Source organism: Salinicola corii, from assembly GCF_008298015.1.
Taxonomy (GTDB): Bacteria; Pseudomonadota; Gammaproteobacteria; order Pseudomonadales; family Halomonadaceae; genus Salinicola; species Salinicola corii.
Genome location: NZ_VTPX01000002.1, coordinates 25,043 through 51,072, shown reverse-complemented (window position 1 = coordinate 51,072; position 26,030 = coordinate 25,043). Strand labels below are relative to the sequence as shown.

At 64.1% G+C, this 26,030-nt stretch carries 23 protein-coding genes and 1 riboswitch; of the genes, 6 read left to right on the top strand and 17 right to left on the bottom strand.

What is annotated here, in order from left to right; all coding sequences use genetic code 11:
- The first annotated feature begins 440 nt into the window (after positions 1 to 440).
- The gene (locus F0A16_RS04200) at positions 441 to 1,655 is read left to right on the top strand and encodes an acetate/propionate family kinase (RefSeq protein WP_149434156.1); all 1,215 of its coding nucleotides are present in this window, start codon (positions 441 to 443) and stop codon (positions 1,653 to 1,655) included.
- Between the two features lie 43 nt (positions 1,656 to 1,698).
- Positions 1,699 to 4,125: a phosphoketolase family protein gene (locus F0A16_RS04195; protein WP_149434155.1), complete on the top strand. Its 2,427-nt coding sequence runs from the start codon at positions 1,699 to 1,701 to the stop codon at positions 4,123 to 4,125.
- Positions 4,126 to 4,165: 40 nt separating this feature from the next.
- Here the strand turns inward: F0A16_RS04195 and F0A16_RS04190 are convergent, their stop codons facing one another.
- The 8 genes from F0A16_RS04190 to crcB all read right to left on the bottom strand — a co-directional run bounded on the left by F0A16_RS04190 (position 4,166) and on the right by crcB (position 9,970).
- Positions 4,166 to 4,660 carry a DUF2243 domain-containing protein gene (locus F0A16_RS04190; protein WP_149434154.1) on the bottom strand — a complete coding sequence of 165 codons (495 nt, stop codon included), beginning with the start codon at positions 4,658 to 4,660 and terminating at the stop codon, positions 4,166 to 4,168.
- Positions 4,661 to 4,984: 324 nt separating this feature from the next.
- Entirely contained in the window at positions 4,985 to 6,175 is a 1,191-nt protein-coding gene (gene chrA, locus F0A16_RS04185) for a chromate efflux transporter (RefSeq protein WP_149434153.1), read from the bottom strand.
- A 42-nt stretch (positions 6,176 to 6,217) separates the two neighbouring features.
- The gene (locus F0A16_RS04180; protein WP_149434152.1) at positions 6,218 to 7,528 is read right to left on the bottom strand and encodes an arsenic transporter; all 1,311 of its coding nucleotides are present in this window, start codon (positions 7,526 to 7,528) and stop codon (positions 6,218 to 6,220) included.
- 15 nt (positions 7,529 to 7,543) lie between these two features.
- Positions 7,544 to 8,302, bottom strand: a complete 759-nt coding sequence (arsH, locus tag F0A16_RS04175) for an arsenical resistance protein ArsH (RefSeq protein ID WP_149434151.1) — start codon at positions 8,300 to 8,302, stop codon at positions 7,544 to 7,546.
- Positions 8,295 to 8,711, bottom strand: a complete 417-nt coding sequence (gene arsC / locus F0A16_RS04170) for an arsenate reductase (glutaredoxin) (protein WP_149434150.1) — start codon at positions 8,709 to 8,711, stop codon at positions 8,295 to 8,297. The genes arsH and arsC overlap by 8 nt, the downstream gene beginning before the upstream one ends.
- Before the next feature lie 7 nt (positions 8,712 to 8,718).
- Positions 8,719 to 9,138 carry an ArsR/SmtB family transcription factor gene (locus F0A16_RS04165; protein ID WP_149434149.1) on the bottom strand — a complete coding sequence of 140 codons (420 nt, stop codon included), beginning with the start codon at positions 9,136 to 9,138 and terminating at the stop codon, positions 8,719 to 8,721.
- 98 nt (positions 9,139 to 9,236) lie between these two features.
- A complete protein-coding gene (locus F0A16_RS04160; RefSeq protein ID WP_149434148.1) occupies positions 9,237 to 9,572 on the bottom strand; it encodes a DUF190 domain-containing protein in 336 nt (111 codons plus the stop codon).
- The gene (gene crcB / locus F0A16_RS04155; RefSeq protein WP_149434147.1) at positions 9,569 to 9,970 is read right to left on the bottom strand and encodes a fluoride efflux transporter CrcB; all 402 of its coding nucleotides are present in this window, start codon (positions 9,968 to 9,970) and stop codon (positions 9,569 to 9,571) included. The genes F0A16_RS04160 and crcB overlap by 4 nt, the downstream gene beginning before the upstream one ends.
- Positions 9,971 to 10,072: 102 nt before the next feature.
- Positions 10,073 to 10,157: riboswitch (Fluoride riboswitch) on the bottom strand.
- A 310-nt stretch (positions 10,158 to 10,467) separates the two neighbouring features.
- Between crcB and dsbD the strand changes: the two genes are divergently transcribed.
- Positions 10,468 to 12,414 carry a protein-disulfide reductase DsbD gene (dsbD, locus tag F0A16_RS04150; RefSeq protein WP_149434146.1) on the top strand — a complete coding sequence of 649 codons (1,947 nt, stop codon included), beginning with the start codon at positions 10,468 to 10,470 and terminating at the stop codon, positions 12,412 to 12,414.
- A complete protein-coding gene (locus F0A16_RS04145) occupies positions 12,411 to 13,235 on the top strand; it encodes a TlpA disulfide reductase family protein (protein WP_149434145.1) in 825 nt (274 codons plus the stop codon). Before dsbD ends, F0A16_RS04145 begins: the two co-directional genes overlap by 4 nt.
- A 62-nt stretch (positions 13,236 to 13,297) precedes the next feature.
- On the opposite strand, the gene F0A16_RS04140 is transcribed toward F0A16_RS04145, so the two are convergent.
- The 8 genes from F0A16_RS04140 to F0A16_RS04105 all read right to left on the bottom strand — a co-directional run bounded on the left by F0A16_RS04140 (position 13,298) and on the right by F0A16_RS04105 (position 22,909).
- Positions 13,298 to 14,602, bottom strand: a complete 1,305-nt coding sequence (locus F0A16_RS04140) for an ATP-binding protein (protein ID WP_149434144.1) — start codon at positions 14,600 to 14,602, stop codon at positions 13,298 to 13,300.
- Complete coding sequence (locus tag F0A16_RS04135) at positions 14,599 to 15,294, bottom strand: response regulator (protein ID WP_149434143.1); 696 nt, start codon at positions 15,292 to 15,294, stop codon at positions 14,599 to 14,601. The genes F0A16_RS04140 and F0A16_RS04135 overlap by 4 nt, the downstream gene beginning before the upstream one ends.
- A gap of 76 nt (positions 15,295 to 15,370) precedes the next feature.
- Positions 15,371 to 15,679 (bottom strand): DUF6691 family protein, encoded by a 309-nt coding sequence (locus tag F0A16_RS04130; protein ID WP_149434142.1) that lies wholly within the window; start codon positions 15,677 to 15,679, stop codon positions 15,371 to 15,373.
- A gap of 37 nt (positions 15,680 to 15,716) precedes the next feature.
- Positions 15,717 to 17,510, bottom strand: a complete 1,794-nt coding sequence (locus F0A16_RS04125; protein ID WP_149434141.1) for a SulP family inorganic anion transporter — start codon at positions 17,508 to 17,510, stop codon at positions 15,717 to 15,719.
- Positions 17,511 to 17,558: 48 nt separating this feature from the next.
- Positions 17,559 to 18,473, bottom strand: a complete 915-nt coding sequence (locus tag F0A16_RS04120) for an MBL fold metallo-hydrolase (protein ID WP_149434140.1) — start codon at positions 18,471 to 18,473, stop codon at positions 17,559 to 17,561.
- Between the two features lie 203 nt (positions 18,474 to 18,676).
- Positions 18,677 to 20,632, bottom strand: a complete 1,956-nt coding sequence (locus tag F0A16_RS04115) for a tripartite tricarboxylate transporter permease (RefSeq protein ID WP_149434139.1) — start codon at positions 20,630 to 20,632, stop codon at positions 18,677 to 18,679.
- A gap of 40 nt (positions 20,633 to 20,672) precedes the next feature.
- The gene (locus F0A16_RS04110; protein ID WP_239023705.1) at positions 20,673 to 21,782 is read right to left on the bottom strand and encodes a type 2 periplasmic-binding domain-containing protein; all 1,110 of its coding nucleotides are present in this window, start codon (positions 21,780 to 21,782) and stop codon (positions 20,673 to 20,675) included.
- Between the two features lie 47 nt (positions 21,783 to 21,829).
- The gene (locus F0A16_RS04105; protein ID WP_149434138.1) at positions 21,830 to 22,909 is read right to left on the bottom strand and encodes a 4-oxalomesaconate tautomerase; all 1,080 of its coding nucleotides are present in this window, start codon (positions 22,907 to 22,909) and stop codon (positions 21,830 to 21,832) included.
- A gap of 252 nt (positions 22,910 to 23,161) precedes the next feature.
- On the opposite strand from F0A16_RS04105, the gene F0A16_RS04100 reads away from it, so the two are divergent.
- A complete protein-coding gene (locus F0A16_RS04100) occupies positions 23,162 to 24,088 on the top strand; it encodes a LysR family transcriptional regulator (protein ID WP_149434137.1) in 927 nt (308 codons plus the stop codon).
- 147 nt (positions 24,089 to 24,235) lie between these two features.
- Here F0A16_RS04100 and F0A16_RS04095 read toward each other — a convergent pair whose 3' ends face one another.
- A complete protein-coding gene (locus tag F0A16_RS04095) occupies positions 24,236 to 25,135 on the bottom strand; it encodes a LysR family transcriptional regulator (protein WP_149434136.1) in 900 nt (299 codons plus the stop codon).
- A 149-nt stretch (positions 25,136 to 25,284) separates the two neighbouring features.
- Between F0A16_RS04095 and F0A16_RS04090 the strand changes: the two genes are divergently transcribed.
- The gene (locus F0A16_RS04090) at positions 25,285 to 25,938 is read left to right on the top strand and encodes a hydrolase (protein ID WP_149434135.1); all 654 of its coding nucleotides are present in this window, start codon (positions 25,285 to 25,287) and stop codon (positions 25,936 to 25,938) included.
- Positions 25,939 to 26,030: the final 92 nt, after the last annotated feature.

The following is a 26,030-nucleotide window of genomic DNA, read 5'->3' as shown; positions in this document are numbered from 1 at the left end:
CCGCGATGATCCTGCAAATCGATAGCTTTCAGCCTAGTCAACGCCGCTTTACGCGCCAGAGCATTAACCCAGGTCAGTCGGCGATACGCTTTAGCTTCGACCCCGTATCCACTCGTTCCTTTAATCTGGATCAGTCACCTCGCCCTTTGAACCCGCTAACTTACGGGAGTCCGACATCGCTCATCACGCGGCTCCGATACGCATTCCCCGGTTCCCGTGAAAGTTACCTATGAGAGTGACGGGCGTCAGGAGGCACCATGCGGGACCCGGCACTGCCGTGCCGCCTCCCGAGAAGAGCGCCGAGATCGAGGCTGGGCGCCTTCTTGATTTGAAGGGTGGGCTCGGGTCGACCACGCTGATACTCATTCGCCCCTATCGCAGTCTCGCCGTCGGTTCGTCGCGATGGCAGTTCAACCGTCGTGACGGAAGGAGATGCCCTCATGGCAGCAGCGCGTCCTTGCATCATTGCCCTCAACGCCGGCTCCTCCAGCATCAAGCTATCGCTGTACCATCTCGACGGGACGGCGCCGCCCGAATTCGTGGCCAGGGTTCAGGCCGAAGAGATCGGCGATTCGCCGCATCTGTCCGGCAGGCTGGCCGATGGAACGGATTTTCTCGACGAGACGCCGGCCAACCACGCCCTCGCGGATCACGACAGCGCCTTCGCCCGGTTGCACGAAGCCCTCGCGCAACAGTTCGGCGAGCTGAAACTGGCGGCGGTCGGCCACCGTATCGTCCACGGCGGCAGCCGCTTCCCCCGCCCGACGATCATCGACGCCGCAACGCGTGAAGATATCGCGGCGCTGAGCCCGATGGCACCGCTGCACCAGCCCCACCATCTGGAGGGGATCGACGCCGTCAGCCGGTTCGCGCCCAGGACGCTGCAGGTCGCCTGTTTCGATACCAGTTTCCACCTCGAGATGCCGATCGTGGCCCAGCTGACCGGCCTGCCCTACCGCTTCTTCGAGCAGGGCCTTCGTCGCTTCGGCTTTCACGGTCTCTCCTACGAATACATCGCCGGACGCCTGGACGATGTCGATGAACGGTTGGCGAAGGGTCGCACCATCGTTGCGCACCTTGGCAATGGGGCCAGCCTGTGTGCCTTGCAGGCCGGCAGGAGCGTCGACACCACCATGGGTTTCACCCCGCTCGAGGGCCTGCCGATGGGCACGCGCCCAGGGAATATCGATCCAGGACTGATGCTTCATCTCGAACAGGAACTCGGGTTTACCCCCGAGACACTCCAGCCGTTGCTCTACCAGCAGTCTGGGCTGCTCGGGGTGTCCGGCATCGACAGCGACATGCAGACGCTGCTGGAGAGCGATTCCCCCCGCGCGCATCTGGCGATCGAATTCTTCGTCCACCGCGTTGCCCAGGAGATGGCACGCATGGCGGTCAGCCTGGGCGGTATCGACGGCATCGTCTTCACCGCCGGGATTGGCGAGCATGCCGCTCCGATCCGCGCGGCCGTCGTCGATCGGCTGGCACCGCTATGGCCGGTCGCGTTGGACGAATCCGCCAACCGGGCTACCGAACCTGGGCGCATTTCGTCCCGGAACAGCGCCATCGCCGTTCATGTCATTCCCACCGACGAGGAGGCGCCGATCGCCCGCCACACCTGGCGACTCCATCGGGAGCAGTCGGCGCATGCGTAGCCCCAGGCGCCGTTCCAGCCACCGTTACCCCAGGAGAACTCGCATGACTTCCTCCATGAGCCAATCCACGACGATCCGCCGACTTCCGATCGACAAGGACGAGGAGCTGCTGAAGCGGGTCGATCACTGGTGGCGTGCCGCCAATTATCTCGCCGTCGGCCAGATCTACCTCACCGACAACCCTCTGCTCGAGAAACCGCTGACGCTCGACCACATCAAGCCACGCCTGCTCGGGCATTGGGGTACGGTGCCGGGGCTCAACCTGATCTATGCCCATCTCAACGCCCAGATCCAGCGTCGCGATCTCGACGTGATCTATCTCGCCGGCCCCGGCCACGGCGGCCCGGCGCTGCTGGCCAATCTGTGGCTGGAAAACAGCTACAGCGAACATTTCGAGCACGTGCCACGCGATGCCGAGGGCATGCGGCGACTGTTCCGCCAGTTCTCCACGCCCGGCGGCGTGCCCAGCCACGTCAGCGTGCCGACGCCAGGCTCGATCCACGAAGGCGGCGAGCTGGGTTACGTGTTGACCCACGCCTTCGGCGCCGTATTCGACAACCCCGGGCTGATCGCGGCCGCCGTGGTGGGCGACGGCGAGGCGGAAACCGGCCCGCTGGAGGGCTCCTGGAAGGGCGTCAACTATCTCAACCCGACCCGGGACGGCGCGGTGTTGCCGATCCTCCACCTCAACGGCTACAAGATCGGCTCGGCGACGGTGCTGGCGCGCAAGAGCGACGACGAGCTCGACCACTACTTTCGCGGCCACGGCTACGCGCCGATCTTCGTCGAGGGCAACGAGCCGGATAGCGTCCATCGCGACTTCGCGGCGGCGCTTTCCAAGGGGCTCGATCAGATTCACGAGATTCAGCAACGAGCACGCCACGAAGGCATCGATCGCCGTCCGGTTTGGCCGATGATCGTACTGCGCACCCCCAAGGGCTGGACCGGGCCGGTCTCCGTGGGCGAGTTGCCGGTGGAAGGCACCTTCCGTGCCCACCAGGTGCCCATGAGCGGGCTGAAGGAGCATCCCGAGCGCCTGCAGCAGCTGCAACGGTGGATGCACTCCTACCGCCCGGAAGAGCTCTTCGACCCACAGGGCAGGCCCAGAAAGATCATCACCGCACTCTGCCCTGCCGGCGAGCGGCGCATGGGCTCCAACCCGCACGCCAACGGCGGCAGGCTGCGCCAGGCGCTGGCTTACCGGCCACTCGCGAACTACGCCGTCGAGCTCGCCGAGGCGCAGCGGGGTCGCGAGCTTCATGGCTCCACCGAGCGCCTGGGCCGATTCATGCGCGATATCTACATCGACAATCCGCACAACTTCCGGCTGTTCTGCCCCGACGAGATCAAGTCCAACCGGCTCGACGCCGTGCTGGAAGCCACCGATCGCTGCTTCATGGGGCCATTCGACGACAACGACGAGAAGCTCTCCATGGGCGGCCGCATGCTCGAGGTATTGAGCGAGCACAACTGCAACGGCTGGCTCGAAGGCTATGTCCTGACCGGCCGTCACGGCCTGTTCGCCAGCTACGAAGCGTTCACCTCGATCATCGACTCCATGGCGATCCAGCACGCCAAGTGGCTGGAGCGCGCCCGCGACGTACCGTGGCGCGCCTCGGTCCCGTCGATGAACTATCTGCTGACCTCGACCTGCTGGCGCAACGACCACAACGGCTTCAGCCACCAGGGGCCGGGGTTCATCGACACGCTGCTGAGCAAACAGCCGCAGGTGGTCAGGATCTACCTGCCGCCGGATGCCAACACGCTACTGGCCACCGCCCGTCACTGTTTCGACAGTGTCGACCACCTCAACGCCATCGTGATCGACAAGCATCCCCAGCTGCAGTACCTGACCATGGACGAGGCCGCGGAGCACTGTCGCCAAGGTCTCGGCATCTGGGAGTGGGCCGGCAACGACGGCGAAGACGATCCGGATATCGTGATGGCCTGTGCCGGTGATATCGCCACTCAGGAGACCCTGGCGGCGGTGGACATCCTGCGTACCTACCTGCCGGAGCTGGCCGTGCGCGTGGTCAACGTGGTCGATCTCATGACGCTGCGCCTCGACCATCCCCACGGCATCGACCAGGATCGTTTCGTCGAGCTGTTCACGGCCGACCGGCCGGTGGTCTTCGCCTTCCATGGCTTTCGCGGCGTGGTCCATCAGCTGATTCACAATCGTCCCGAGACCGAGCGCTTTCACGTCCGCGGCTATCAGGAGGAAGGCACCACCACGACGCCGTTCGACATGACGGTACTCAACCAGATGAGCCGCATGCATCTGGCGCTCGATGCCCTGCGCTATCTGCCGGAACAGTGGGAGGGTGCCGCCGGGCTCGTCGGGGATCTGCAGGCGTTACTGCAGAAACACCATTCCTATATTCGCGAGCACTTCGACGATATACCGGGAATCACCCAATGGGTCTGGTCGGGAGGCAACGTCCAACTGCCTGTGGATAAGGACATTTGAGGAGAGAGCAGCGGCGTCACGAAGGCGGCAGCTAGTGCGCCTATCGTGGTGCCATTGACTCCCGGGGTGCGATCGATGCCGTCTCACGATAGCGCGACCGCCCCCATTGGCACGCCAGCAGATAGACCAGCACGGGTTCGGGCAACTCGCCGGTGGCGTTCCAGGCAAGGTCATACATCAACAGATTATCCACGTAGCGGACCTGATACAGCCCCAGTATCTTGTGGTCGACGATGCCATCGAAGAGCTGAAAGCCGCCCATCCCCAGCAGGAACCCCGCGCCTCGAAATCCAGCCGCGTGCCGCCCGGTCTCGTGGAGACGCAACATCAGCGTAGCGCCGATAATCAGCACTACCAGCTCCAGCGTATGCAGGAGCCCGTCCGACGCCAGCGCCGAGTTGTCGGTTTCGACGAAATGATGCCAAGCCAGTACCTGATGAAAGACGATCTCGTCGAGCGCCGCCATGGTGCCGATACCCAACAGGATGGCGGCCAGCATCGTCGTACCGCTTCGCCGCTGAACCCGCTCGCTCATATCGATCTCCTCGTGCAGATGCGCCTTCATTTCGCGACCGCCCCAGGTGATGCCCACAAAAAAACCCCGGCCGCAGGGGTCGGGGTTAGATCGTGGCGGTTCCTTGCCTACCCGCCATGGCATCCTGCCATGCGTCCTTGTGAACATCGCTTCCCGCGACTCCTTCCTTGGCACTGCGTCTTCCTGACGCTGCAAGATTAGCGTACGCCTTCACGCCATCAATGAAGTTCATACAGGTTAAAGAAGAACGGAAGATATGTTTCGTTATGTAACATCGCCATGCTCGGTCGCTCGACATCAACCGATGGCTCGTCCCTCGCCCCGTCAACCTGTCAGGACACTGGCCAAGGGAAGCGCGATCACGACCAGCCACGCCGGCCAGCGCCATACCGTCAGCAGCAGGAAGCCGGCCAGGGCCAGCGCGAAATCGGCCGGCTCGACAATGGCGCCTTGCCAGATTGGGGCGTACAGCGCGGCCCCCAGAATGCCGACCACCGCCGCATTCGTTCCCTGGATCAGCGTCTGCGCGGTCGACGAGGCGCGCAATCGGTCCCAATGCGGAAGGACGCCCACCAGCAATAGCATGCCCGGCAAAAAAATCATGACCGTCGCCACTGCCGCCAGTATCCCGCCATGGACGCCGGGCGCCATCGCCACCCCCAGATAGGCGGAGAAGGTAAATAGCGGACCCGGCACGGCCTGCGCTGCCCCGTAACCGGTCAGGAACGTGCTCTCCGATATCCAACCGGGATCGACCACCTCGGCCTGCAGCAGCGGCAGCACGACATGGCCGCCACCGAAGACGAGCGCTCCGGCTCGATAGAACGCATCCATGACCGCGACGACCTCGCCTCCCCCTGTCGCCGCCAGCGGAAGCAGCAGCAGGAGAAGGAAGAACAGCGCAAGCGCGAAGAAGCTAGCGCGCCCGGAGAGCTCGCGGCGATCGGGCCGGGTCATCGCCGTCGCCGGCCGACACCACCAGACGCCGAGGCCGGCTCCCGCCGCGATGGCGCCCAACTGGCCTGCCGTGCCGCCGATGAAGACGGCCATGAACACGGCCACCAGGGCGATCCCGGCCCGAGTCCGGTCGGGACACAGTTTTCCGGCCATCCCCCAGACCGCATTGGCGACCACGGCGACGGCCACCAGCTTGAGACCATGAATCAGGGACTGGCCGACATCGCCCCCCAGCGCCGACGCGCCGGAGGCGAACAGCGCCAGCGCGATGGCCGAGGGCAACGTGAACGCACACCAGGCAGCGAGCGCGCCGGGTAGGCCGCCCCGTCGCAGGCCGATGGCGAAGCCGACCTGGCTGCTGGCGGGACCGGGCAGGAACTGGCACAGCGCGACGAGGTCGGCGAAATCCGACTCGGAAAGCCACCCCCGACGCACCACGAAAGCCTCGCGGAAATACCCCAGGTGCGCGATGGGGCCGCCGAAGGAGGTCAGGCCGAGAAGCAGAAACGTCCGAAATATCTCCCCACGGCGGGAGTGGGGATGCCGGGTCCCGGTCATGTCGACACTCCTTGTTTGCGGCGACCTTTGTCACCGCACACCTTACGGTGTGGAAATGACAGGCAGCCACAACGCCAGCGCGACGAGCGTCGCCAGCAGTACCGGCGGGGTGATCAGAAGGCCGATCTTCATGTACTGCCCCCAGCCGATCCTGTAACCCTTGCCGGCCAGTACGTGCAGCCACAGAAGCGTCGCCAGGCTGCCGATGGGGGTGAACTTCGGCCCCAGATCGTTGCCGATCACGTTGGCGTAGACCATCAGTTCCTGGGTCACCGCTGGCACCTGGGCCCGGTCAATGGCCAGCGCCCCCACCAGCGTCGACGGCATGTTGTTCATCACCGAGGCGACGATGGCGGAGAGGAACCCGGTACCGATGGTGGCGACGAAGTCACCCTGCCCGGCCAGCCACTGCAACGCCCGGGCGCCGTAGTCGGTCAGGCCCGCGTTGCCCAGGCCGTAGACCACCAGATACATGCCGATGGAGAACAGCACGATCTGCCACGGTGCACCCTTCAACGCCGCGGTCACCGAAACGGCGGCGCCCTTGCCGCCCTGCCACCAGCGACCGGCGATCGCCATCAGCAGGATCGCCGCCGCGCCGGTCACGAAGGCGATGGGAATGCCCAGCGGCGCGGTGACGAAATAGGCGACGAGCAACACCCCCAGCAGCGGAAATGCGGCACGGAAGATCAGCAGATCCTTGATCGCCGAACGCGGGGCATCGAGCTCTTCGACCGAATAATGCCTGGGAATCCGCCGGCCGAAGGCGATCCAGAGCACGCCCAGCGTCGCCGCCAGCGAGACCAGGTTGACCGGGACCATGACCGCAGCATAGCGGTCGAAGCCAATATCGAAGTAGTTGGCACTGACGATATTGACCAGATTGGAGATGATCAGCGGCAGGCTGGTGGTGTCGGCGACGAAGCCGGTGGCGATGATGAACGCCAGCGCTGCCGGCGGCGAGAAGTTCAGTCGCAGCAGGATCGCGATCACGATCGGGGTCAGCAGTAGCGCCGCACCATCGTTGGCGAAAAACGCCGCGATCACCGCGCCCAGCACCACCACCAACGGAAACAGCAGATGCCCCCTGCCATTGCCCCAGCGGGCGACATGCAGCGCCGCCCAGGCAAAGAATCCGGCCTCGTCCAGAATCAGAGAGATGACGATCAGCGCCACGAAGGTGAACGTCGCGTCCCAGACGATATCCCATACCACACCGACATCGGACAACTGCACGACGCCTGCCAGCAATGCCACCAGCGCCCCACCGAGGGCGCTCCAGCCAATCCCCAAACCCTTGGGCTGCCAGATCACCAGAATCAGGGTGACGACGAAAATAGCCAGTGCCAGCATCGAATTCCCCTGCGTTCAGTGAGTGCTTTGATTGACGCGACGCGAGAGCGCTTCGGCACTCTCGACCCGCTCGGAATAACGATCGGTGAGATAGGCCGAGCTTCCCCGCGTCAGCCAGGTGAACTTCACGAGTTCCTCGCAGACATCGACAATGCGCATATAGAGCGGCGACGGCTTCATGCGTCCGGCGTCGTCGAACTCGTTGAACGCCTTGGGCACGGAAGACTGGTTGGGGATGGTGATCATCCGCATCCAGCGCCCCAGGATCCGCAACTGATTGACGGCGTTGAAGCTCTGGCTACCGCCGGAGACCTCCATCACTGCCAGCGTCTTGCCCTGAGTGGGGCGAACGCCGCCCAGCGACAGCGGAATCCAGTCGACCTGGGCCTTCATGACCCCGGTCATGGCGCCGTGGCGCTCCGGGCTGACCCACAGCATGCCGTCGGACCACTCGGCGAGTTCGCGCAGCTCCTGCACCTTGGGATGTTCCGCCTCGGCATCGTCCGGCAGTGGCAGGCCAGAGGGATTGAAGGTTCGCACTTCGCAGCCGTACCAGCGCAGCAGTCGGCCCGCCTCTTCGGAGGCCAGCCGCGAGAAGGAGCGCTCGCGCAGCGAACCGTAGAGCACCAAAATCTTCGGCGGATGGCGTGGCGCGTCGGCGCCGACCAGCGCCTCGATATCGATCGAGTGCAGCTTCTCCGGGTCGATATTGGGCAGATCGTCGAGGTTGGCGGAGTCGTTCACAGCCCTATCCCACAGACTCTTGTCACGCATGCCCCGCCCCATCGGCACGTACGACCTCGCCGTCTTCCTTGGTAAACGTCGCGACCGGGTTGGCCAGCAGCGCCAGCACGCGCTCCGAAGGTCGGCATAGCCGGGCGCCCTTGTCGGTGACCACGATCGGACGATTGATCAGGATCGGATGCACCATCATGGCGTCGATCAACTGGTCATCGCTCAGGGCCGGATCGTCGAGGCCGAGTTCCTCGAACGGCGTTCCCTTGCGACGCAGAAGCTCTCGCGGAGTGATACTCATCATCGAGATCAGTTCGACCAGGCGCTCGCGAGTGGGCGGCGTCTGCAGGTATTCGATTATCTCCGGCGTCTCGCCGGAAGCCTCGATCATCGCCAGCGTATTGCGCGAGGTACCGCAGGCAGGGTTGTGGTAAATCGTCGGGTTCATGGCACTCTCACTGTTTGTCTTTGGCGTTATGCTTGTCTTCGATATTCTGCTTGTCTTGGGCGCTCTGTATGTCATCGGCGTTCCGTTCGTCTTCAGCGGAACAGTCACCCAGCACAGACAGAAACGGCTCGCAGACCTCCGGATGCCCCGCGCAGCAGTCTCGCACCAGGAACCGGATCGTCTCTTTCATGTGCGAGAGGTCGGCGCGATAGATGATCGACCGACTCTGACGCTGGGAGACGACCCACCCCGCCCGTGCCAGCACCGAAAGGTGCGCCGACATCGTGTTATGCGGCACGCCAAGCTGACGGGCAATCTCGCCGGCGGGCAAGCCCTCGGGTTCATGACGCACGAGCAGCCGGTAGGCCTCGAGCCGCGTCTCCTGAGACAGGGCAGCAAAACTGGCGATGACACTGTTAGTTTCCATATGTCCAGAATAGAGGACACATTAAAGCATGACAATAGTGTCATCAGACAGAGACCAAACGAAAGTACCCCCCTCGGGAGCCACCCGTTGCACCAAACTCAGCCGTTCTTTGCGTTCAACTGACCAAAGTAGACGGGCCGGCAGATACAGAAAACCGGGGCACCAGTTTCCTCGACGGCGGCAACGAAGCATTCCGCCTTCTCTTCGTCCATCGCGTACATCAGCTCGATGGGCTGATCCGCCAGATCGAAGAAATGAGCGGAATGCAGCTTGCCATCCTCCCCGGCTCCCTCGACATCGCTGCGCTTGGTCATCCGGCCGATGTCCAGGCTCTTCGCCGTCTCGACGACCCAGTCGTAGACTCGCTTGCCGCCGTGCCGACGTGATTCGGGCACGATGAATATCACCTCGTAACCGCTTTTCAGACGATTCATTGTTGCGATCCTCCCAGCAGGTTCTGGATGACGCCGTAGGTCAAAAAGCCCAGTCCGGTCATGGCGAGCGAGCCCAGCACATGAATGCCGATTCCCAGAAGCGCCATGCCGTAACGTTCCGCCTGGATGTTGCCGAACATCTCGGCGGAGAAGGTGGAGAACGTGGTCAACGCGCCCAGGAAGCCGGTGATCACGAATAGCCGGACTTCCGGCGACAAGGAGGGCAGTTGCGCGAAAAGCGCGAGACCGATACCGATCAGCCAGGCCCCCAGCAGGTTCGCCACCAGCGTGCCAGGCGGAATCGCCGGAAACAGAGCATTGAGCCAGATACCCAACAGCCATCGCAGGTTCGCACCGATCGCGGCACCGGCCCCAATCGACAATACGGACAACCACATACCTGACGTCCTCGATAGATCCATTTCGTGAAATGATTCGCTCGAGGAGACGAGCCAGCAAGGAAGGAAACACGGACACCTGCTGACACGCCTCGACCGAAGCGCCTCGCAGGCATCATTAACCGATAGACGGTGGTTCGAGCGAACGGGAAAGCCGCTCGGGAGGAATGCCATCTCCCACCGCCAGACCTTAGCACCGAAGGCGATGGACGGCCACTGCCGGCAAGCGAGATCGCAGCCAGTCAGGAATCAGAGAGTGTGTGCGGCGAACCTGGGGTCGCCAACTCGGCGCTCCGAGTTTGCCGCGAACCAGCCCATGGAGTCGAGCTACCGCAATGAGGGGCGCTTGTCCATTTTGCCCCTGTCGAGATTTCTAAAAATAATAACGATATTCAATAAATGAATATGTGCTGCAAGTCGCGATGGCATGGGTTCATTTTCAGCTCATCCTCATGGGTCAATCTGTCGGCGTCTAACCAGGAGCGAAGGAGGAGTTGATGCAATCAAGGCTAGTCCGGTGGATCATGATGCTGGCATTGCTCGGTGTTGCCACGCTGGCCGTGGCACAGGATCCGTTCGGACAACAGGGCGACTTCCTGCCACCGGATCAGGCCTTCAAACCGACGCTGGTACAAGACGGCGACGCGGTAGAAATCGACTGGCAGATCGAGCCCGGTTACTATCTTTATCGCCACAGCTTCTCCGCACAGGTCGGCGAGCGCGCACTGCCGCTCGAGATCCCCGATGGGGAGACAATCGAGGACGAGTACTTTGGTCGTTCCGAGATCTACCGTCATGCGTTGAGCATGACTACGCAGCCCGGGGAAGCCGATACCCTCACCCTTCATTGGCAAGGTTGCGCCGATGCCGGTCTCTGCTATCCCCCCCAGCAGCGGACTTTCGAGCTGGAGTCCGTCGCCGGTGCCTCGGGGAGCGACACCACGGACGCGCGGAAAACGGATATCTCGGCCGATGTGCCGAATACGTCATCCACGACGCCATCCTCTGTCGTGCCAAGTCCCACCTCCCAGCCTCAGCCCCAAGCAGCGGCGGAGATGGCGGAAGATCAGCAGCTAGCAGCGCAGCTCGCCGGTGGCAACTGGGTCTGGACGCTGACGGTTTTCTTCGGCCTGGGTCTGCTGTTGACCTTCACGCCTTGCGTACTGCCGATGATTCCCATTCTCTCCAGCCTGATCGTCGGCCAACGTCGCGACGGGGAGAATCGGCGCGCCGCCGGCTTCGTGCTCTCGCTCGCCTATGCCCTGCCCATGGCCGCGACCTACGCGATACTGGGGGTTGCCGCGGCCATGGCCGGCGCCAATCTACAGATGCTGTTTCAGAATGCCTGGTTCATCGGCATCTTCTCGGTGCTGTTCGTGGTGCTGGCGCTCGCCATGTTCGGTGTCTTCGAGCTCGAACTGCCACGAGCGCTGCGTCAACGCCTGGATGCGGGACTGTCGAAACAGCGCGGTGGGCGTTTCAAGGGCGTCGCCGTCATGGGGGTGCTCTCCGCCCTGCTGGTCGGCCCCTGCATGACCGCCCCGCTCGCTGGCGCCCTGCTCTTCATCGCCGAAACCGGCAATCCGTGGCTTGGCGGCGCGGCGCTGCTCGCGCTGGGCCTGGGCATGGGCGCCCCGCTGGTTCTGATCGGCTCGGTCGGCAGCCAGTTGCTGCCCAAGCCCGGTGCCTGGATGACGCGCGTCAAGACCCTGTTCGGCTTCGTACTACTGGGCATGGCGATCTGGTTCATCGCCCGAATTCTCGCGGATGCCATCGTTCTTGGCTTGTGGGGCGCGCTGGGCCTAGGCGCGGCGATCTCTCTCGTCGCCATGACGCGTGGCATCGATCCAAGAGGAAATGATTCGAATATCAATAGGTCAGGAGGCGTTTCCCCCCCGGTTGCGACAGCCGGTGCTGCCATCATCGGCCTGTGGAGCGCGCTGATCCTGATCGGTGCCGCCGGTGGCGCCCACGATCCGTGGCGGCCACTGTCAGTCTACGTCCCGAGCGGTGCGGAAGCGACCTCCGAAGATACCCGCGGGTCCGAGCCTATCGCGTTCGACGATGTGAAGGATCTGGCTACGCTCGAACGCCGTGTCCAGGCAACCGCCAACAGCGGCCAGATGACGCTGGTCGAATTCACCGCGGACTGGTGTATCTCCTGCGAGGTCATCGAACGGGAAGTGTTCAGCGACCCGAGCGTCAAGAATGCGATCCAGGGCGTGCAGCGGCTGAGTATCGACGTCACGGATTATGACACCGAAGACCAGGCCATCATGCAGCGCTTCGGTATCGTCGGTCCGCCGACCCTGATGTGGTTCGGCCCCGGCGGTCAGGAGCAGCGCGGCGCTCGCATCATCGGCGAACTGGATGCCGAGGCCTTTCTCGACCGCTATGCACAGGCCAGACGGAGCGCCATCGAATCCGAGGAGAGCTCATCGTGAATCCGCTCGATCGCAGTATCGCGCTAGGGCCCCTGGGCGTAAGCCTGGGTCAGCTTCTGCTGGTCCTGGCCATGATCGTCGCCCTGATCGTAGGTGCCTGGATGGGCCGCCGTCGACAGGTCAGCGTCGGCGATCTTCTATTCAATGCGCTGTTGATCGGCGTGATCGGCGCACGTGTCGTTTTCGTGGCCCGCTACTGGCAGAGCTACGACACATTCTGGTCCTGGCTCGACATCCGGGATCGCGGGTTCGAGCCGCTGGCGGGGCTGGCTGTCGCTTTCGTCTATCTGGCCTGGCGTTTCTGGCGGCAGCCGACTGCGCGTCGCCCCTTGGGCGCAGCGGTTCTCTCGGGTGCATTGGCGTGGTCGGTGACGGCCGGCACGCTGACGCTGACGGCGCCTCGCGGCGCGGGCCTGCCCTCGATCCCGCTGACGGCTCTCGATGGGTCACAGGTGACCCTGACCACCGTGTTGCAAGCATCCGATCGGCCCATGGTGGTCAATCTCTGGGCAAGCTGGTGCCCACCCTGTCGTCGCGAGATGCCGATGCTGGCACAGGCCCAGCAGGCGCGGGACGACGTGTCGTTCGTGTTCGTCAATCAGGGCGAGAGCATCGACGCCGTCGAGACGTTTCTGCAACGGGAGTCCCTCTCGCTCGATCACCTCTATCGCGATCCGAATATGGATTTTGGCCAGGCAGTGGGCGCCATGGCCATGCCGACCACGCTCTACTACGACACCGACGGTCAACTCGTCGATACCCACTTCGGTGAGCTTTCCCGTGCCACGCTCGATCGCAGTCTTGAGCGCTTCGCACGCTGACGGCCAGCGTCCCGCTCTTGCACGCCGCAGCCAAACCCGGCGCTCTCGCTGCCCCTGGCGAATCAGGCCAGGGGCAGCGAGAGCGTGACCCGCAGTCCGATACCATCGCCGGAGGCGAGCCGCACGCTCCCGCCGGCCCGTGTGGCGATCGCCTCGACGATGGAGAGCCCCAGACCGCAGCCCCGCGGATGATTGCCGCGATGAAAGCGCTTCGTCAGGCGGGCGATCTGCTCGGGCGGGATGGTCTCGCCCTGGTTGACGATGTCGATCACGGCCATGCCATTCGTCGCGTGCGTCTCGATCCCGATCGGGGTGTCGGGCGAACCGTGACGCATGGCGTTCTCGAGCAGATTGCGGAGTGCAATCACCAGCAATTCCCCGGATAACCCAACGTGGAGCCGATCGACCGACTCGTGCCAGTGGCAGCGATCACGACTGCCGGTTTCCACCATCGCGGCCTCCAGGGTCTCGCCCAGCAGCGCGGGGGCGACACTCCCCCGCGTGGCCTCCTCGCTCTCCATGCGTGCCAGCAACAGCAACTGGTCGAGCGTCTTCGTCAGCCGCCCCACCCCTGCCTCGGCCTGCTGCATCGCCTCCCGGCGTGGATCGCCATCGACGCGTCGTGCGATCTGCAGATGAGTACGAATCGCGGTCAGCGGCGTGCGCAGTTCATGCGCGGCATCGTCGGTAAAGCGCTGCTCCAGCTCCAGCATGCGCCGGGTGCGCGCGAGCAGGGTATTGAACCCCTCGATCAGTGGGCGAATTTCCCCCGGCAAACCCCGGATCGGCAGTGCCGAGAGATCGTCGTGATCACGTGACATCAGACGCCGCTGTAACCTCGAAAGCGGCGACAGCCCCCGCGTCACGCCCCACCACAGCGCGATCAGGCTACCGATCGAAGCAAGCAGGAATGGATAGAACGCCGCACGGCGCACCTGGGCCAGCAGCGACTCCCGCTCCCGCAGACGATCCGCCACGGTAATGCGTTTATCGTCGTCGACCAGGGTATAGACGCGCCAACGCTGACCGCTGTGCTCGCGATAGCTGTAGCCTTCGTTATCGACCGCGAGAACATCGTTCATTTCCGGGTGCGTGCCCGCCACCACCTGCCCACGCAGCGACGACACGCGGCAGGCGATGCCCTCGAGCGCGGGGATGGTCGACGTCTCGCCCACTTCCCCACCCCAAGCCGCCGCCGGCACGCGATCGAGCAGGCCGGACACCATTCGCGCCGATTGTGCCAGACGCTGATCCAGCGAACGCTCGAGCTGGGTCGAGAGATCTCGCATCGACCACGCTGCCGTAAGCCCCCACAGCAGCATCAGCGTGATCCCGAGCGTGGCGACGAGACGCAGCCGCAGGCTCATGAGGGCGTGTCGCCATGACGTGGCCGGTCGATGGGAAGCGCACCGAGACGGTAGCCGATGCCCCGAACCGTCTCGATGGCATCGCGCCCCAGCTTGCGACGCAACTGGTAGATATGCACGTTGAGGGCATTGCTCTCGATCTCGTCATCGATGCCGTAGAGGCGATCCTTCAACTGGTCGGCGCTCAAAATTCGCCCGCGCGCGCGAATGAGCGCCTCCAGCAGCATCAGCTCGCGGCGTACCAGCGCCACCGGAGCGCCATCCAGCGTCACGCTGCGAGCGACGGGATCCAGCGCCAGGCGCCCGTGGCGAAGGGAACGGTCGACCTGCCCGGCGGTTCGGCGCAACAGCGCCTGCAGGCGCGCCGTCAACTCATCCAGATCGAACGGTTTGATCAGATAGTCGTCGGCCCCGCCCTGCAGCCCTTCGACACGGCTGGCCACGGCATCTTTCGCCGTCAGCATCAGCACCGGCGTGGCAACGCACGCACGACGCCACTGTTGCAGCAGCGTTAGGCCATCGCCATCAGGCAGACGGCGATCGAGCACCACGGCATCGTAGTCGATCGCGGCCAGCGCCCCGCGTGCACCATCCAGCGTGGTCACGGTATCGACGACGAAGTCGCTCAGCGCCAGCCCCGCTTCGATGCCTGCCGCCACCGGCGCATCGTCCTCGACGAGTAGTACGCGCATGCCCCTCCCTTATTCTACCCGACCCGCTCCCGCCACAGTTTGGCAAACGGCGATGATGTCAGGATGAGTTCGACGATCAATGAGCGGACGAGCACCGACGGGCCAGCCACCACCCAGCCACCATGGCGACCAGAACAGCGCCAGCGGCCAGCTCAGCCCCGCCAGCGAGGCGACCATCGGTCCCCGGGCAGTAACCGGTCAGCCCCCAGCCGATGCCGAAGAGCGTGGCGGCGCCCAACAGCCGGGTATCGAGGTCACGGCGGATGGGCAACTGAAACCAGGATTCGAATAGCGGCATGTGGCGTCGCCAGACGAGCCGGTAACCGATAAACGTAGTAACGACTGCACCGCCCAGTAACCCCTGCAACGCACTTATCGTTTCCATCTCGTTCCTCTTGCCATTATCTCCACCACCATCGTCATCAACCGGCAGTCACCGAATGACCGGGTATCGGTGATTCGATACAGGGATGGCTCAGCGGTGCCGAGCCGCGGCCATGCAGCTCGCACCACGCATCGAAAGTGCTCAGGAAGACGCGACCATTTAGCGTCTCGAGCAGTTCGGTACGTCGCAGCCGATCCATCACCGGTCCTTTCACTTCAGCGAGATGCAGCCGGATATGCCGATCCCGAAGGCGCCGGTTGAGCGCCTCGAGGCTCTCCAGCGCCGTCGCGTCGATAACGTTGATCGCCTGGCAGGCCAGCACCAGATCCCGAGGCGGGGGATTGCGATTGACCACCGCCGTGACCAGGTCCTCCAGATGGCGAACGTTGGCGAAATAGAGACTCTCGTCGACGCGCAGAATGGCGACCCCGGCATCGGTTTCCACGGCGTGACGGCGGACATTGCGAAAATGCTCGGTGCCGGGAATGCGGCCGACTTCCGCACTGTGAGGCCGACTCGTGCGATAGAGATGCAACGCCAGCGACATGGCAACGCCGACCAGGATGCCTACGTCAACGCCCAGCATCAGCGTCGCCAGCGCGGTCACCGACATGGCGATGCCCTCGCCGCGGGCATAGCGCCAGACGCGCCTGAACGCCGACAGATCGATCAGCGAGATGGCGGCAATGACGATGGTCGCCGCCAGCGTCGCCATCGGCAGTTCCCGCAGCCAGGGCGACAGAAACAGCATGGCCAGCGCGACGCCCATGGCGGTGAATGCGCTGGAGGCCGGGGTGCGGGCGCCGGCATCGAAATTGACCACGGAGCGGGAAAAGCCGCCGGTGATCGGCATGCCGCCGGTGAACGAAGCCGCCAGGTTGGCCCCGCCCAGCCCGATCAGTTCCTGGTCCGGGTCGACGCGCTCGCCGCGGCGCACCGCCAGCGCCTGCGCCACCGAGACCGATTCCACGTAGCCGACGATGCTGATCAGCACCGCCGAGCCGATCAGCGACCGCCACAGCCCCGGTTCCCAGTCGGGCAAGGTCAACGGTGGTAGCCCGGCGGGAATCTCGCCGATGACGGCAACGTCGCGGCCCAACCATCCCGCCGCGCTGGCAACCAACGCCGCCAGCACGATGGTGGCAATCGGCGCCAGTTTGACCAGCATGCCCGCCGTCCCGGCCGGTATGTGGCAGCGTTCCAGCGCGGACTTGCCCCACCGCCGTATCAGCCACAGCAGCAGGAGCGACCCCAGCCCGATGATGACGGTCGGCAGACTGACATCGCCCAGCGCCGAAGGTAAATGGGACAACAGGGCCGGCAGCGTCGAACCGGAAAGCTCGACACCGAGAAGTTGTTTGAGCTGGCTCGCCGCGATCAGCACGCCCGAAGCACTGACGAAGCCAGTCATTACCGGATGGCTCAGGAAGTTGACCAGAAAGCCCAGCCGACAGAGCCCCATGACCAGCAAAATGGTCCCGGAGAGCAGCGCCAGCACCAGAGCCGCGGCGATGTAATCCGGCGAGCCCGATTCGGCGACCTGTGAAAGCGCCGATGCCGTCATCAACGACACCACCGCCATCGGGCCGACCGAGAGCGTCGAGCTACTCCCCAGCAGGGTATAGACGACCAGAGGCACGAGGCTCGCGTACAGCCCCACCACTGGCGGGAGTCCCGCCAGCATGGCGTAGGCCAGCGCCTGCGGGATCAGCATCAGCGCCACGATGATGGCCGCCAGCAGATCCTCGCCCAGCCACTCGCCGTTGTAGCGCCGCCCCCAATCGAAGATCGGAAGCCAGCGTGCCAGTCCGGCTCTGTGCTGCTGATTCATGATTCGTCGGCCTCGTTATCCGCGTCGTGCCATGCTCTGAGGCTCATCTCACTCCCACGCCGCACCTTTCAGGGCATCGAGCGGCAGTTTCAGATAGCGCTTGCCGTTGTTCTCCGGCTCGGGGAGGCGGCCGCCGAGAATGTTGACCTGCAGCGCGTGCAGGATCAGCTTCGGCATCGGCAGCTCGCTATCGCGGCGGTTGCGCAACTCGACGTACTCGACTTCGCTGCTCTCGCCAAGCCGGTGCTTGTTGGTCTCGCGCTGCTCGCGCACGGTGCTTTCCCATGTTGGCTCGCGGCCGTCGGGCATGTAGTCGTGGCCGGTGAACAGTCGCGTCTCGTCGGGCAGCTTGAGGATCGCCTGAATCGAGTGCCACAGCTGGTGAGCGCTTCCCCCGGGGAAGTCGGCACGGGCGGTGCCGAAATCGGGCTGGAACAGGGTGTCGTGAACGAAGGCGGCGTCGCCGATCACGTAGGTGATCGAGGCCAGCGTATGACCCGGCGAGTGCATCACGCGGCAATCGATCTCGCCCAGCTTGAAGGCGTCCCCTTCGTCGAACAGGTGATCCCACTGGCTGCCGTCGTCCTTCAGGGCCGGCCAGTTGTAGATCGCCTTCCACAGCGCCTGAACCTGGGTGACCGGCTGTCCGGTGGCAGTGGGTGCGCCGGTCTTGTCATGCAGATAGCGCGCTGCGGAAAAGTGATCCGCGTGCGGATGGGTATCCAGAACCCAATCGACCACGAGCTCTTCGCGCTCGATGTAGGCCAGCAGCTCATCGGCATGATGGGTCGCGGTTGCGCCGGACTTCTCGTCGTAATCGAGCACTGGATCGATGATCGCGCAATGGCGCGTGGCGGGGTCGCTGACGATGTACTGAATGCTGAAGGTGCGAGGATCGAAAAAACCGGCGACGTCGGGTCGGTCTTTATCTCTGTCGCCTCGGGAGAGAGCAAAAGTATTCATGACGACTCCTTGGGAAAGCATACCCATAGAGTAACGCCAAAAAGCTCTAACGTTATATTGATTTGAAATATAAACATCGACTTGGCGTCTGCGGTTATACCTCCCGGGCATAATTACCTTAATCCGAGCATGAAAAACGGCACCGGTGTCACCGGTGCCGTCCTCGCTTTAGCGTTCTTCCTCCGGGCCCACACGAGCGGAAGCTAGAACAACATCGCGTCCAGCCAGCCCATGGGATAGTGCAGGTTCAGCAGCGCCTGCATACCAAGCAGGAAGACCCCGATACCGATGGCGATCAGTAGCGCCGCCGACCAGCGTGCCTTGGCGACGAATCGGATGAAGCCCAGCGTCATGAGGAACGCGGTGCTGATAAAACCGAGTAGCGATGCCACGACGACCAGGGCCAGCAGTCCGCCGAGCCAGGTCAGTGGCTGGCCGATGGGCTGGCTGACCCAGGTCGCCTGTCCCTTCCAGGCCTGGGCACCGGCTAACAACGCGCCGATAGCCATGATCGCGATGGCCAGCATCGGAAAGATGCCGCCGATCATCGACATGCCGCTGACGTCGTACCAGGCGGCGGCCGCCAGCGCGAGCATGCCCACGACCAGCACCAGATCGATCTTGCCGAAGGTCGGCACCGGCGTGTCGGCTGTCTGGCGGTTGACATCGGCACCCACCGCCAGCGGCTGCTGCCGTCGCTGGAACAACCGCTTGATCAGCGGGAGGGAAAACGCCAGCGCGATCAATCCCAGAATGATGATCACGCCGGGGCGAAGAAACGCCGCCATGCCATGGAATTGCACGCTCTGATAGAAGTACGTCTCGGCGCCCGGTGCGAGCACGAAACCGATCAGGAAAGCAGGACGAGACCAACCGGCCTGCTTGAACAGCAGTCCGATCGCGCCGACGGCGACCAGGGTGTACCAGTCTCCCAGCGAACGGGTGGCCTGAAAGGCGGCGAACAGAATCAGCGTGGTGATCACCGGCGCGAGTAGCACGAAGGGAATACGCGTGAGCTGGGAAACCGGACGCGCCAGCATCAGGCATAGCGCGGCACCGAGGATATTAGCCAGTGCCAGCGACCAGATGATGGTGTAGGTGAGATCCAGGTGAGTGGTAATCATGCTCACCCCGGGCTCGAGTCCCAGCAGCAGCAGTCCGCCCAGAAAAATTGCCGCCGTGCCCGACCCCGGCACACCGAACAGCAGCGTCGGCACCATGGCCCCGCAGGCACAGGCGTTGTTGGCCGACTCCGGCGCGATGACGCCGCGAATGTCACCCTGGCCAAAATGCTTCTCGCCCTTGGCCGTCTTCGACGCGAACGCATAGGTGAGCCAGTCGACGACCGAGCCGGCAAGCCCGGGGATGGTGCCGATAAGACTCCCCATGCCGGCGCACTTGGCGACCAGACCGCGATTGTCGACGACATCTCGAATGCCCTGACGCCATCCGTGTCCCAGCGAGGTCTGCTCCCGCGCGATGCTGCCGCGCCGGATGAGCAGATCGACGATCTCCGGCAACGCGAAGATCGCCAGCCCCACGACGATCAGGGGAATGCCGTCGAACAGATACTCGACGCCCAGATTCAGGCGAAACTCTCCGGTCGCTGGCGCCGTCCCGATTGCCCCGGCCAGCAACCCCAGGCCGCAGGCGGCCATGCCCTTGAACAAGCTGTCGCCGGAGAGCACCGCGACCATGGCCAGCCCCAGCAGCGTCAACACGAACAGCTCCGCCGACGAGAACGCCAGCACTAGCGGCCGCGCGACCAGGATGAACCCAGTCAGCACGATGGCGCCGATGACACCGCCACACAGCGATGACAGGAAGGCGCTGGCCAGCGCCCGCGCCGCCTGGCCCTTCTTGGCCAGCGGGAAGCCATCCATCACGGTAGCCTGGGAGGCGCTCGAACCAGGGATCCCCATGAGTACCGACGTGAACGTGTCTCCCGTGGGGATCACTGCGACCATGCCCATCAGCATGCCCAGCGCCAACCCCGGCTCCATGCCGTAGAGAAACGGCAACAGCAGCGCCATGCCGGCGATACCCCCCAGCCCGGGAATGATGCCGACCAGCAGACCGATCATCACCCCCAGGCCCATGTAGACCAGATGCGAGGCACGGAATACCTCGCCTAAACTCGCGACCAAGGCATCTATCATTGTGTTGTCTCCTCATACCGTCTCGGCGACGACGAATCAGTTAACGCGTCACGACCCGCACGCCGTAACGATCCTTGAGCCAGTCGACGACCCATTGACGACGGGCATCGCTGAGTTCCATCGCGGACGCCAGCTGCCTGGCGGCGACCTCTCCCACGACCGGCTCGTATGGCCCGACCTGCCGACGCGCGGCGGCCAGAAAGTCCGCGTTCGTCGTCAGCGCCTTGGCACCGGCGCGATAGCGCGCCAGCAGCTTGGCGTCGACCTGCTTGGGCACCAGCAGCAGCTTCTGCAGGGCGTAGCCGGAGGCGAAGAACTTGTGGAAGACCTCGTAGGCGACATCGTCTCGGCTGGCGCCGGGCTGGGCCAGGTAGAGTTCCGAGAACGTGGGCAGATCGGGGAAGGCGGGGTCACGCACGATCACGCCCTCTTCGTTCATCACGCCCAGCGAAAAGAGCGGCACGGCCTGTCCGGATTCGACCAGCGGCGTGACGCTGCTGAAGTAGGCAGAGGTGGTCTGGAAATCGACCCCGGCCTCTCCGCGCTCGAATGCCAGGCGCCCCTCGCCACGACTGCGCATGCCGAAGACCGGCTCGACCGCCAGGCCCAGCATGTCGAATGCCAGCATCACCGGCATCTCGAGCCCGGTCGGCGTCTGCATCGCGAACTTCGTCGGCTCCTCGCGCAGATTGTCGAGGATCTCGCCGGTCTCCTTGCCGAAACGTGGCTGGACGTAGACCACACCGCCGGTGGGCGCGGCAATGATCGGCGTCCATTCATCGTAATCAAAGCGGACCCGCGGATCCTGCAGCATGGCCGGGAACTGGGTGGAGGCCGAAGTGACCAGCATCTCCTCGCCATTGGGCTGAGCGCGGGTATAGAAGAGATTGGTACCGGTGATCGAACCGCCCCCGGGCACGTTGTCGATGACGATGGCGGGATGCGAGGGCAGCGACTGCGCCATCCAGTGCGACATGAAGCGCGCCCAGACATCGGTGCCCCCGCCGACCCCGAACGGCACCGTCCAGGTCAGCGTGTCGGGCGTGGGCTGGACGTCGTCGGCTTCGGCGAATAGCGGTAACAGCGCCAGCGCAAAGGCGATCCACCAGCGCCGGCAAGGCATTCGCGAGAGTTTCGGCTTGGCGTGCATATCCTCTCCTTCTCTTGGTTTTATGTTGGATGGCGTGTCCGACGTCCTCAGCCGGCGGCATCCAGCTCCAGCGTTTCCGGGACGAATACCGAACCGCTGAACAGCCGACGAGCGGTACGCACCAGCGAGCAGCGCGGCCACTGCTGCCCCGCGGGCCAATGGCTGACGACGCCCAACCGCCCGCTCGGATGCTCGAACTCCATCAGTCCGCTGTCGTCCGGCAAGCTGGCGAGACCCTCGGTGATCCCGCGTGCATCGGCGCATGCCACGGCAAGCCCCACCGCACCGGTGATGGCAAGCGCGCGATGACACCGGTGCGGCATGAAATAACGCACCTGCAGAGTACCGCCCGCTTGCGGCGCGCTGATCAGGACGGGTTTCGGGATCACCTTGTCGGCGACATCGCCCAGCCCCATGGCGGTCCCGGCCTGTCGCCGGATCGACTCCAGCCTGGCCATCAGCTCGCGATCCCCGTCGAGCTCGGCCGGCGATTCGTCACCCCGCTTGCCGAGATCCGCCGCCCGGATGAGTACCATGGGCATGGCGGCGTCGAGACAGGTCACCTCGAGGCCGTCGATGACGTCCCGTGGATGGCCGGTGGGATAGAGCTCGCCGGTCTTCGCTCCCACGGCGTTGCGAAACTCCAGCAACACCGGCGCGGCCGTGCCGGGGACACCATCGATATGCGTCTCGCCGACGTAAGTGACCCGTCCGTCCGGCGTCTGGATATCGGCGTCGATGACGCTCTGGGTGTTGACGTTGCGGATCGTGACCCGCGTGACATCGCCCTGGGCCGCCACCAGCCCCTGCTCGATGGCGAAGGGGCCGACCGCGCTCAGCATGTTGCCGCAGTTGGGGGAGGTATCCACGCGCCGCTGTTCGACCATGACCTGGACGAACAGGTAATCCACATCGATGCCGGGCTCCGACGAGGGCGACACGATGGCGACCTTGCTGGTCTGCGGATAACCGCCGCCGATGCCGTCCACCTCCAGCTCGTTGCCCGACCCCATCAGCGCCAGCAGCATCTCGTCGCGCCGGGCAGGATCCCGGGGCAGATCGCTACCCAGAAATACCGGGCCCTTCGATGTACCACCGCGCATCAGCACGCAGGGAATGGCTTGCATAGATCGTTCCTTCCACGTTTCGGCCGACCCGCGGCCACTGGTGGAGGGCAAACTCGCACGCTTGTATCAAGCGATCCAATGCAATTATCGTGGGCATTGATGCACCAGACACATCAATAGGCAGGACAAATACAACCAATTGATATTGATGAGAAAAATGACTCAGGCGCTGCAATTTACAGAGGCGTCTGCCGAGGTGGCATTAGACCAATGAACTATAAGTTTTGAGCCATGAACCATGGGTTTTAAGTCATGAACTATGAGCTGCAGCAGATCCAGGCGTTCCTCAAGGTCGCGGAACTGGAGAGCTTCCAGGCGGCGGCGCAGTCGCTCAATCTCTCCCAGCCCGCCCTGAGCCGGCGCATCAAGAAGCTGGAATCCATCCTGGGTACGCCGCTATTGGCGCGCACGACTCGCAGCGTGTCGCTCACCACCGTGGGGCGGGACTTCTTCCCCCAGGCCAAACGACTGGTGGATGAGTTCGACCATGCGCTGTTCAACATTCGCGCCCTGGCCGAGAACCGGATCGGCCAGATCACGCTGGCCTGCATTCCCACCGCCGCGTTCTATTTCCTGCCGGCGGTCATTCGGGAGTACAACGCCCGCTATCCCAATATCCGAATTCGCCTTCTCGACCTGAGCGCGAACGACGGACTCGGTGCCGTGCTCAGCGGCGAGGCGGAATTCGGCATCAACATGCTCAGCGGGCATCACCCCGATATCGTCTTTACCCCCCTGGTCGTCGAGCCGTTCGTGCTGGTGTGCCGGCACGACCATCCGCTGGCGGCGCATGACAGCGTCACCTGGAGCGAGCTCAGCACGCACAAGCTGATCGGGGTGGGAAAGATGAGCGGCAACCGGATGCTGCTGGACCATGAACTCTCGTCGCTGACCCAGCGACCGACCTGGTTCTACGAGGTCCAGCACCTGTCGACCTCGCTCGGCATGGTCGAGGCCGGACTGGGCGTGGCGGCGGTCCCCCGCTTGTCGATGCCCGACCAGGAGCACCCGCTGCTGGTCCAGCGCCCCCTGGTCGAGCCGCTGGTGAAACGGACACTGGGCATGGTGCGACGCCGGGACAGCGCGCTCTCCCCGGCCGCGGAACGCTTCGTCGAAACGCTGCTGAAACACTGGGACAAGGGCGGCGTCGAGGGCAGCACCGGGCCGATCAACTTGTAACGACGCAGCTCCCGTCGACCGATCGCCCATGGAGCCCTTGCGACGTGAGCAGGACAAGGTCGAAGTGATCGACCATGACCACGACGGGTCGAGCCGCGTCCACGGCCATGCCGGCCAAGGCCTGGCCGGGACGAGGTATCGAATCGATCATGCGTCGATACCCAAGCCCCAGCGCTGCGGGGTCTGTTCGAAGCTCTCGATCAGCAGTTCGGTGAGGGCGCGGATCTTGCGGGAGGGATACTGGCCTGGCGGCCGGACGACGTAGGCTCCTGCCGGCGGGGGCGGATGGTCCGTCATTACCGGTACCAGCGCGCCGGCGGCCACGTGCTCATGGGTGAGGCAATCAGGCAGGTAGCCGATCCCGAGCCCGGCGACAGCCGCGGCGACCAGGGCCAGACCGTTGTCGGCCTTGAAGCTGCCCTGCGGGCGAACCGTGATGGTCTTGTCGCCATCCAGGAGTTTCCAGGTCTCGGTGCCTTGCATGAGGGCCTGGTGTTCGACGAGTTCGTCCGGCGTTGCGGGCGCGCCATGCGCCTCGATATAGCTCGGGCTGGCGACGAGCTTCCCGTAGATCGGGCCGACACGTCTTGCGACCAGGTCCGAGTCCTGTAGATAGCCCACCCGTATCGCACAATCGTAGCCCTCCGAGACCAGGTCCACGAAGCGGTCGCTGTAACTGGTGTGGATGTGAAGCCGCGGGTGACGTCGCGCCATTTCCGCCAGCACGGGGGAGAAATGCGTCGGGCCGAAGGAGAGCGGAGCGGCAACACGCAAGCGGCCGCGAAGGTCGCCGGCGGGGAGGATCGTTTCCCTGGCCACGTCGATCTCGGCGCAGACTCTCGCTGCATAGTCACGAAACGTGGCTCCGGCTTCGGTAAGCGCCGCGCCGCGGGTGGTTCGTGCCAGCAGTTGGATGCCCAACTCCGATTCGAGCCGCGACAGCCGCCGGCTGACGATCGACTTGGAGACACCGAGCCGGCGTGCGGCGGGTGAGACGCCTCCCGCGTCGGCGATTTCCACGAAGGTCTGCAGTTCTTCGATATCCATTCACGTTCCCCATTCCGCGACACAGCTCGACACGGATGATCACTACCGAATCCGTTTCAGGCGCGGCAATGTCCATCCAGGCAGCGTCGCGAGCGGCGCAGCCTCCAGCACGATAACGCCAACCATCATGACAGACATAGAGAATAGCCATGACCTTTCGCAACGGCCTTGAATCGCTCCTCCGTCCCGAAGACTCGGTACTCGTTCTGATCGACCATCAGCCTTACCAGCTTGCGAACCTGAACAGCCACGATCCGCAAGCTGTGGTCAATTCCACGACTGCACTGGCGAAGTTGGCAAAAGCCTTCGATGTGCCGACCGTTCTCACCAGCGTCATCGCGGGGCGCGGTGGACTTCTGTTCAAGCAGATCACCGATGTCTTTCCGGACCAGGAAGTCATCGATCGCACCTGGGTGAACACTTGGCAGGACGAGAATGTGGTGGAAGCGGTCAAGGCGACCGGTCGCAAGCAACTGATCATCGCCGGGCTGTGGACCGAAGTCTGCGTCGCAATGCCTGCCATCCAGGCCGCCGGCGAAGGCTGGGACGTGACGGTGATCACCGACGCGTCGGGCGGAATTTCGAAGGAGTCTCACGAGGTGGCCGTCCAGCGCATGATCGCGGCCGGCGTGAACCCGATGACCGTGATGGCGCTCGCTGGCGAATGGCAGCGCGACTGGGCTCGCACCGGGCATGTCGAGGAGCTGACCGAGATTCTCATCCAACACTTCAGCGGCAGCGGCATCGCCTATCTTTGGGAACAGCAACTGCTCAATACGCCGGTGCCCACCACCGCGGGCTGATTTTATAGGGCGTGGCGGGCTCCGAACGCGACGTGTCGGGGCCCGTCACCCGCCCCTGCGCAGTAACGACACCGACCCACGCTGACCAGGAG